Raw genomic sequence first — 8,409 nt, 5'->3', positions numbered from 1 at the left:
AGTTCAGGGTTTTGGGGGTTAGAGGCATGCTCAGAAGGAGAAACCGACCCCCACTCAGGAGCCGCAGGGGAAAATCAGCTCTCCGGCTCAAACACCTTCAGATCCACCACCTTCCCCCCTTGGAAAGTCCAGTGGGCAAAGGTGCCGGCCACCTCCCCATTCTCATCGAAGTTGATGGATCCAGAGGCGCCGGTGTAGAAGATGTCCTCCCCTTTGCCGATCAGCTCCACCGCCTTGGCCCACTCTCCGGGCAGGATCTCGGTGCCAGGCGGATTGGCCACTTCCCGCAAGGCATCTCGAACAGCGGTGCCGTCGGTGCTGCCGGCTTTCTGAATGGCCAGAGCCAGGACAAAAGCGGCATCGTAGGCGGTGTCGATGTAGGGGGTGGGGGGCAGCTCCCCGTAGGCGGCTTTGTAGGCTTCGGCAAAGATTTGGTAAGCCTTGCTATCGGTGAGGGCCTGGGGCGAAACGCCGATGGATCCCTCTAGCTTTTCGGCTCCCACCTGAGCTGCCACATCCGGAGAGCGCATGCCATCGGTGAAGACAAAGCGGTCAAACAGTCCTTCTTCCAAAGCTTGCCGCAAAATGACCACACCGTTTTCGGGGTAGCCGATCAGCACCAACGCCTGGGGATCCCCTTCCTTCAGTTGGGTCAGCTCACTGCGATAGGAAGCCTTGCCGGGCTCGTAGGGAACCGACTTGGTGATGGTGCCGCCCCGCTTTTCAAAAGCCGTCTTAAAGCTGTCGGCCAGGCCCTGGCCATAGTCGTTATTGATGTAGATGATGGCCAGGCGCTCCAGCTTCTCTTCACGGGTGATCTGGGCCAGGGCTACCCCTTGATAGGCATCGGAAGGAACTGTGCGAAACAGAAAATCGTTGTCCTCCAGAGTGGTAATGGTAGGAGCGGTGGAAGCCGGGGAAATTTGCGGGATCCGATTGGGAACAGAAACCGTCGTGGCCACCGGAATGGTAATGCCACTGCCCAAGGCGCCGATGATGCCGGCCACCTTCTCCACGGTGACCAACCGTTGAGCTGCGTCGATAGCCGGCTGAGCCGACGTCTGGTCATCCGCTTCGACCACTTGGGCAGGGGATCCCAAAATGCCGCCAGCCGCGTTGATTTGGTCAATCGCCAGCTTGATCCCCTTGAGGCAGTTTTCCCCGAAGGCCTGCAGATCCCCGGTAAGAGACATCAAGGCCCCAATTTTGACCGGCCCTTGAGTTGCCTGCTGAGCCGTGCTGGGCAGCAGAGTGGTGGCAAGAGCAGCCGCCGTCAGGGCAGCCGCCGCTGCAAAGGCCCGTCGGGTGAGTTTATTCATGCGAGACATAACCAACAACCTCCTATGAGGGAAGAGAAAGTAGAACTCAGATCCCAAAAGTCAAGCAAGTGTTGAACCGTAGCAGTCAGACGTTGACTCACCTCAAAGCGTTCCCCACTTCCTCAAGAAAAGATGGCTCCAGAAAACAGGCGGGCCAGACTCAGGATCTCGCCCGTTCCTTGGCTGCTGTAGGGCTGGCTGCGGCCTCCAAAGGCAGTTGCCCCTGTAGGAATCCGGGAAGGATAATGGGCAAACTCGGCAATGGGCTCATTATGGGCTCATTATATGTTTGAAATACTGAACTCATCGGTCGGCGGGGTTTTCCCAAGGCAGCGGCGTGATTGTTATCGACGACATCTCCAAGCGGTTTGGCGGCATTAGCGCGGTGGATCACTGTTCCTTCCGCATCGAAACCGGTCGGATTACGGGCTTGATCGGCCCGAATGGGGCCGGGAAGACCACGCTTTTTAACATCATTGCCGGGTTTATTCGGCCCAGCAGCGGGCGCATCTGGCTAGATGGGGAAGACATCACCGGCCTGCCCCCCTATCATCTGTTTCGTCGAGGGCTGGTGCGCACCTTTCAGATCCCGCGGGAGTTTGGCCGCATGACCGTCTTGGAGAACTTAATGGTGGTTCCCCCCAATCAGATAGGGGAAAACCTATTCGCCACTTGGTTCGGTTGGCGGCGGGTGCAACGACAAGAACGCAACCTGCAAGCTCGGGCCGAAGAGGTTCTGGAACGGCTGAACCTGATCCATCTGCGGGATCAACTGGCCATCACCCTTTCCGGGGGGCAAAAAAAACTCTTGGAACTGGGACGTACCTTGATGACCGATGCACGGGTGATCCTGCTGGACGAGCCGGGGGCCGGCGTCAACCGCACCCTGCTGGCGGATTTGATGCGCTTTATCGAGTATCTCAACCGCGAGCGGGGCTGCACCTTTTGCATCATCGAGCATGACCTGGATCTGGTGACCCGTCTCTGCGACCATGTGGTGGTCATGGCTGCCGGCAAGGTTCTCACCCAGGGATCCATGGAGGAGATCAAACAAAACCCAGCCGTGCGGGAGGCCTATTTGGGATCTGTGGCACTGGCCGACTCCCTAAACCCACCCCAACCCTCCCCTCTGCCTTCGGAGGGATCCCTCTCATGACCCCTTTGCTGGACATCCAGGATCTCTACAGCGGCTACCGGGGGGTGGACATCCTCAAGGGGATCCACCTGAAGGTGAACCCCGGGCAAATTGTGGTGATCATCGGCCCCAATGGAGCCGGCAAATCGACAGTGCTGAAATCCTTATTTGGCTTGGCCACCATCCGCTCAGGCCGAGTGCTGTTTCAGGGATCCGACATCACCCACCTGCCCGCTGAGCAACTGGTGCGACGGGGAATCGGCTTTGTGCCCCAGACCAACAATGTCTTCCCTTCCCTCACCGTGCAAGAGAACCTGGAGATGGGGGCCTTCATCCGACGCGACAACCCTGCCGCCCAATTGGAGCGGGTTTATGAGCTGTTTCCGCCCCTGAAAGAGAAACGACGCCAAGCGGCGGGATCCCTATCGGGTGGACAACGGCAGATGCTGGCCATGGGGCGAGCGTTGATGGTGGAGCCGCAGTTGCTGTTGCTGGATGAGCCGACCGCTGGCCTGTCGCCGCTGTATATAGAACAGACCTTCGCCCTCCTGCGAGAGATCAACCGTCTTGGCATCAGCATCCTCATGGTGGAGCAAAATGCCAAGCAGGCCCTGAAGATGGCGGACTGGGGCTATGTCTTGTCCACGGGAGAAAACCGCTTTGAGGATACTGGCCCCAACTTGTTGAACAATCCTGAGGTGCTGGAGCTGTTCTTGGGCGGGTGAGGCCCTCACCCCCCTCCCCTCACTCAAAACAATAAGGAGAGGAGGGTCAAGCGGGGCTGGCCAGTTGCTGCTTGCGCAGTTGAGCTGCTTGGTTGAGGAGAGCCTCCACAAACGTCATCGCTTCTTGGGCGGAGTGGCCGGCAGTAAGTTGGGCCAGTTCTTCGCGGCGTTCTCGTTCTCCCAAAAGCTCCACCCGCACAGAAGTTCGCTTTTGGTGCACCACCTTGTGAACCCGCAGGTGGTGATCCGCCAGGGCAGCGATCAGGGGTTGGTGGGTGACGCAGAGGATCTGGTGATCTCGGGCAATGCTGTACAGCTTGGTGGCGATGGCTTGCGCCACTTTGCCCGACACGCCGGTATCGATCTCGTCGAAAACCATGGTGGCCACCGGATCGATGCGGCTGAATACGGCTTTCAAGGCCAGCAGAAAACGGCTCATCTCGCCGCCCGAGGCGATGCTGGCCAAAGGTTGAAGAGGCTCACCCGGGTTGGGGCTGATCCAAAAGCTCACCTGATCCACCCCCTCTGCTGTCGGGGGGCCGGGTTGGATCTGCACCCGGAATTGCACTGCGCTCATCCCCAGCGGGCTGAGCTCTTCTATGAGAGCCTTTTCCAGTTGACGGGCCGCTTGTTGCCGCAGTTGAGAGAGCACCTGGCAATGGCGCTCCAGGTCTTGGGCAGCTTTGTCCAGCCGCACCTGCAATTCCTCTAGGTCGGTGTTGTCTCCTCGCAGTTGGGCCAACTCCGTCTGCACCCGCTCCGCATGGGCCATCACCTCGGCCAAGGTCGGGCCGTATTTGCGGCAGGCTTGTCTGAGTTGCGCCAAGCGCCGTTCAATTTTGTTCAACCGACCGGGATCCGCCTCCAGCGTCTCGCCGTAGCGAATTAGCTCCCGCCCCACCTCCTCCACCTGAATGAGAGCGCTGCTGACCATTTCCGCCAGAGGGGCTAGGTCGGGATCCCGCTGGGTCATGGTCTGGAGCAACCGTTCTACCTGGCCCAACAGATCGGCGATGGCCGGTGAGCCGCTGTCGTTTTGATAGAGCAATTGGTGAGCTTCGTAGCTTTGCTGTTGCAGTTCCACGCGGTGGGCCAGGCGCTCCCGTTCCCGCTCCAGCTTGGCCATTTCGTCGGGATCCTCCAGGCGCAGGGCGGCCAGCTCTTGCGCTTGAAACTCCAGTAGGTCTAGCCGTTGCAGGCGCAGTTGTTGGCTTTGCCGGCGGGATTCCACCTCTGTTTTCAGATGGTTCCAGGTTTGGTAAAGGGCAGCCACCTCCGCCCGTGTTCGCAACAACTCTTCGCCGCCAAAGTCGTCCAGCCAACGGCGCTGGGTTTGGGGAGATTGGATTTGAACGGTTTGCCCCTGGGCAGTGATCTCTACCAATTTGGCCCGCAGGCTGAGCATCTGGGCTTTGTTCACCAGCACCCCATTCACCCGCAGGCGGCTGGTGAGCTTGCCGTTGCGCAACACCAGCTCGCGACTACAAACCAGGCCCTCCTCTAGGGGGTCGATGTGCTCTTGTTCTAGCCAGGCTTGCAGTTCAGGATTAGGACTGAAGATCGCTTCCACCAGACCTCGTTCGCTGCCAGTTCGCAGAGCCCGAGCTGTACCTCCTAGAGCTGCATCCAGAGCATCGAGGATGATGGATTTGCCGGCCCCGGTTTCTCCGGTGAGCACGTTTAGCCCCGCTCGAAAAGGGATCTCCAATTGCTCGATCAGGGCAAAGTTCTCGATCCGCAGCAGGCGCAACATAGGGATCCCGTGGGCTCAGCGTGCCGTTGGCAGTTTTCAGGATAGGGCTTGCAGGGGTCGCTCTGTCCCACGTTAGCGTACTCACCATCCCTCGGCGGACGGGTACAGCGGCCAGCGGGGAGTCTGTTATTGCAGGGGTGGGGAGCACCACCCGTTCTGGTTTGGGGATCGGAAATTGGCAGCCCGGCTCAGCCGGCCAGGGGGTAGCGCTCCATCAGGTAGCAGAGGCAGTCTTGGCGGATGATGCGGCTATTGAGGGTGAGCATGCCCGGCATGATGGGCACGCTGGTGCGAATTTCTCCATTGCAGGCATAGAAAAAGCGATCCGCCACATTTTGGCCCTGCTCGTCTTGCACCTCCAGGTGGAAGCCGTTGTTCGTCCAGCCAATGGGGGTGTGGGGGGGAAGCTCCCGAAAATTGAGGAGATCCAAATCCGGCGGGAAGCGGATGTGGGAGGGGGATCCCTCTTGGTCGCCATTCTCTTCCCCAAAGCTGAAGCTCACCTGATCCGGGACTTTGACAATGGCGACGCTGTGGAAGAGGTCGATATCTTGGCTGAGGACAGGGCGCTGCGGGATCGCCGACAGGTGAAGGCAGGCTTCCAAGAATTCGTAGGCATGCTGGGTGCCGTGGGGCTGATCCGGCTTGCCACACTCCAGGGTCACCGCCGGGCAGAAGCGCCCGAAGGCCATGCTCTGCACCCCTTCTGGCTTGGTGAAATAGAGGACGGTGCACCCAAACAAGGTGGCCAGGTGCAGGGTAGGGGCATCCAGGTGATTGACACAGGCGTAGTGGGGGTTGGTGCCCGTGTTGTTGTGGATATCGACGCTGGCAAAAACGCCCCGCTGCTGCATTTGCTGAAGGACGGCCTGGGCCATGGCATGTTCGGGGGTGGAGCCGGAGCCCCAAATGCGGTTGTAGTCGGGTTGGCCGTCCAGCCGCCGTTGTCCTTGACGGGCTGCCTGAACATTGCCGATGAAGAGGGAAAGGGAGCGGGGCAATTCCCGTTCGCGGCAGCGGTGCAGAGGACTGTAGCGGCGGAGGAGCTGCCGCACCGCCTGCCAACCGGTGGTTTCGTTGCCGTGCAGCAGCACGGAGACAAACAGGGCCGGATCCCGTCGCCCCGGCAGATGGATGAGGGTCGGCCCACCCAATCGGTCGTAAAGCTGATGGGCCTCTAGATCCAGCAGTTGATCCGGTAGATGATCGAGAACGGTGAGCATACTGTTTGGGCTAAGAGGCTCGACTCAAACTTCTGGCTTCTGGCCTCTCTCCCTGGGGTAGGAGGGAGCAGAAGTCCAACGAAGTCCTTGGTCGCGAATGAACCGTTTCGCTGCGGTAGCTCGGGTCGCAACAAGGCCATCTGAGAGAGAGTTTGCCCACTCGAGATGCGGGCCAGGGATCCGTCCTGCCGCCGCGGTGGCCCACCGCTGGTACAACCGGCTGTGGAGAGAGCCCTATCTGAGATCCCAGGTGTGTACCGGTTGGCCTTGCCGCTGCCGTTCCCAGTAGGCACAGGTCAATTGTTGCATATCTTTACCATGCCGAGCCACGTAGCGGCGCTGCCAGGTGGCCCCATTCTGCCCCGACTCGACGCGGGCGCGGAGAATGCCCAGATACACTTGGATATCCTGTTGGGCCAAGTTCAGTTGGGCCAGCCCTCCCTCGGCCATGGGGAGCAGCTCTTGCAAAAGCAATTGGCGCAGGGATCCCTGCCAACCCTTGAGCCAAGTGATGGGGGCCTCCAGACCCCAGCGGGCCGCCGTGTAGAAATTGGCGCGGCACTGGGCAAAGCTCAGCTCCTGCTCGGGGGGGACGGGCTGGGATCCCAAGGCTTGCACCAGACCAAAGTAGAAGGCCGCATTGGCGATCATGTCGGGTAGGGTTGGGCCTGCCGCTGCCACCCGCTGTTCGATGCGCAAGTGGGGAACGGGATCCAAGCCGATGAGGGGGCGGTTCCAGCGCCAGATGGTGCCGTTGTGGAGGCGCAGATGGACCAGCTCCCAGGGAGAGGCGGCCAACGTTTGCGGCAGCACCACCGGGTAGCGATGCACATTTTCCCAAAACAGCTCCATCAGGGATCCCTGGACATACCCTTGCCCGAAGGTGACGCGGGGGTAGTGGGTGAGGGCAAGGGGGGGTGGCCCATCTAGGGCCTGCTCGAACAAAGGGATGCGGGTTTCTGCCCACAGATCGTGCCCGAACAGGTAGGGGGAATTGGCCGCCAGCGCCACCAAGGGGGCTGACACGAGCAGGGAAGCGTTGAAGTAACGGGCCGCCTGTTGGGGGGATACCTGCAGATGGATTTGAAAGGAGGTGGTCGCCGCCTCCAGCATGATGTCCGGGTGGGTAACCCACAACCGCCCAGCCGGTCCTTCGATATCTAGCCCCAGGGAAGGGATCGCTTGGGATTGCTCACGCCGGTGCAAGTTCAGGATTTGCTCATTGAGGGCCAGGTAACGCTTGCGGGGGGAGATCATCTCCAAGGTCAGTTGCTTTTGCTGCACCGTGGGCAAAATCCCGATCATCATCAACCCCGCCTGCAAGTGTTCGGCCACCTGGCAGCAGCGATCCCACGTTTGGCCCAGCTCTTGCTGAAACTGCCGCAGAGCCAAGCCGGTCAAAACTTGGGGCCGGCTGTTGATCTCCACGTTAAACTGGGCCAGTTCCGGCACCACCAGCGGATCATTCACCGCTTCCAGGTAGGCTGAGTTGATCGGGGCCGGATCCCCCTGAGGGGTGACCAGCCATGCCTCCAGCTCAAACCCGCCCACCGGGGATCCCTGGGCAAAGGGCTGACAAGCCGGATCCAGCCCCGGCGCACCGGCCAACCAGCGCTCGAGCAACTTCGTCTCTTGCTGAAGCCGAGCTGCAAACTGAGCAAAGTCTGCAGTACCAAAACGGAGGCAGGTGATCTCCTGGCCCATGGGAACAACTCCGCAGCTTTTGGGAATGAGGTTAATCGCTGTTGCCGGGATCTCGACACCCCTAGCTTTACTTAGCCCGCAGTGATGGATACATCTTCAATGCGCAGGGCGGGAAAGGCAGCCGTGCCGTTGAAAACCGTTACTTCCTGGGAAATGGCGGAGATATTGCGCAAACAATCGTAGAGATTGCCGGCAATGGTGGTCTCCAGGATGGGGCGTTTCTCGCCGCCTTTGACCAAGAAGCCCCCTTTCACCACCCCAGAAAAGTCACCGGTAATGGGGTTGCTGCTGCCGGAGAGGCGGGTGACGATAACTCCCCGATCCATCGCGTAGAGCTCGGACAGGGGGGTTGTCCCCGGCGCCACCCTCAGGCAAGCCGGCCCTACTCCCGGCAGGCTGCCTGCTCCCCCTGTGGCATGGCCGTTGGAGGGAACGCCAGCAGCGCGGGACTCGTAGCTGTTGTACATGAAGTTGCAGAGGATCCCTTCGTGAACCAAGGGGGTAATCTGGCGAGGGATCCCTTCGCGGTCGAAGGGCTCAATGGGGTAGC

Annotated in this window: 7 protein-coding genes; 2 read left to right on the top strand and 5 right to left on the bottom strand. The window is 60.2% G+C overall.

Annotation, left to right across the window (positions count from 1 at the left end; all coding sequences use genetic code 11):
* Positions 1–74: 74 nt before the first annotated feature.
* On the bottom strand, positions 75–1,328 hold the full coding sequence (locus tag NW856_RS09135; protein ID WP_414373836.1) for an ABC transporter substrate-binding protein: 1,254 nt from the start codon (positions 1,326–1,328) through the stop codon (positions 75–77).
* Positions 1,329–1,656: 328 nt separating this feature from the next.
* On the opposite strand from NW856_RS09135, the gene NW856_RS09130 reads away from it, so the two are divergent.
* Positions 1,657–2,475, top strand: coding sequence for an ABC transporter ATP-binding protein (locus NW856_RS09130; RefSeq protein ID WP_414399913.1), 819 nt, complete (start codon positions 1,657–1,659; stop codon positions 2,473–2,475).
* Entirely contained in the window at positions 2,472–3,179 is a 708-nt protein-coding gene (locus NW856_RS09125; protein WP_414399912.1) for an ABC transporter ATP-binding protein, read from the top strand. The genes NW856_RS09130 and NW856_RS09125 overlap by 4 nt, the downstream gene beginning before the upstream one ends.
* Positions 3,180–3,225: 46 nt before the next feature.
* On the opposite strand, the gene recN is transcribed toward NW856_RS09125, so the two are convergent.
* The 4 genes from recN to NW856_RS09105 all read right to left on the bottom strand — a co-directional run.
* Positions 3,226–4,932 carry a DNA repair protein RecN gene (gene recN, locus NW856_RS09120; protein WP_414399911.1) on the bottom strand — a complete coding sequence of 569 codons (1,707 nt, stop codon included), beginning with the start codon at positions 4,930–4,932 and terminating at the stop codon, positions 3,226–3,228.
* A gap of 188 nt (positions 4,933–5,120) precedes the next feature.
* Positions 5,121–6,155, bottom strand: coding sequence for a M14 family metallopeptidase (locus tag NW856_RS09115; protein ID WP_414399910.1), 1,035 nt, complete (start codon positions 6,153–6,155; stop codon positions 5,121–5,123).
* 234 nt (positions 6,156–6,389) lie between these two features.
* The gene (locus tag NW856_RS09110; protein ID WP_414399909.1) at positions 6,390–7,778 is read right to left on the bottom strand and encodes a glutamate-cysteine ligase family protein; all 1,389 of its coding nucleotides are present in this window, start codon (positions 7,776–7,778) and stop codon (positions 6,390–6,392) included.
* Between the two features lie 152 nt (positions 7,779–7,930).
* Positions 7,931–8,409 (bottom strand): metallopeptidase TldD-related protein (locus tag NW856_RS09105; RefSeq protein WP_414399908.1); only part of this gene is annotated, 479 nt, incomplete at its 5' end.

Origin of the sequence: Synechococcus sp. R3-13, assembly GCF_047462195.1 — a bacterium.
Classification (GTDB): Bacteria; Cyanobacteriota; Cyanobacteriia; order Thermostichales; family Thermostichaceae; genus Thermostichus.
This window is presented reverse-complemented; position numbering and strand designations above follow the sequence as displayed.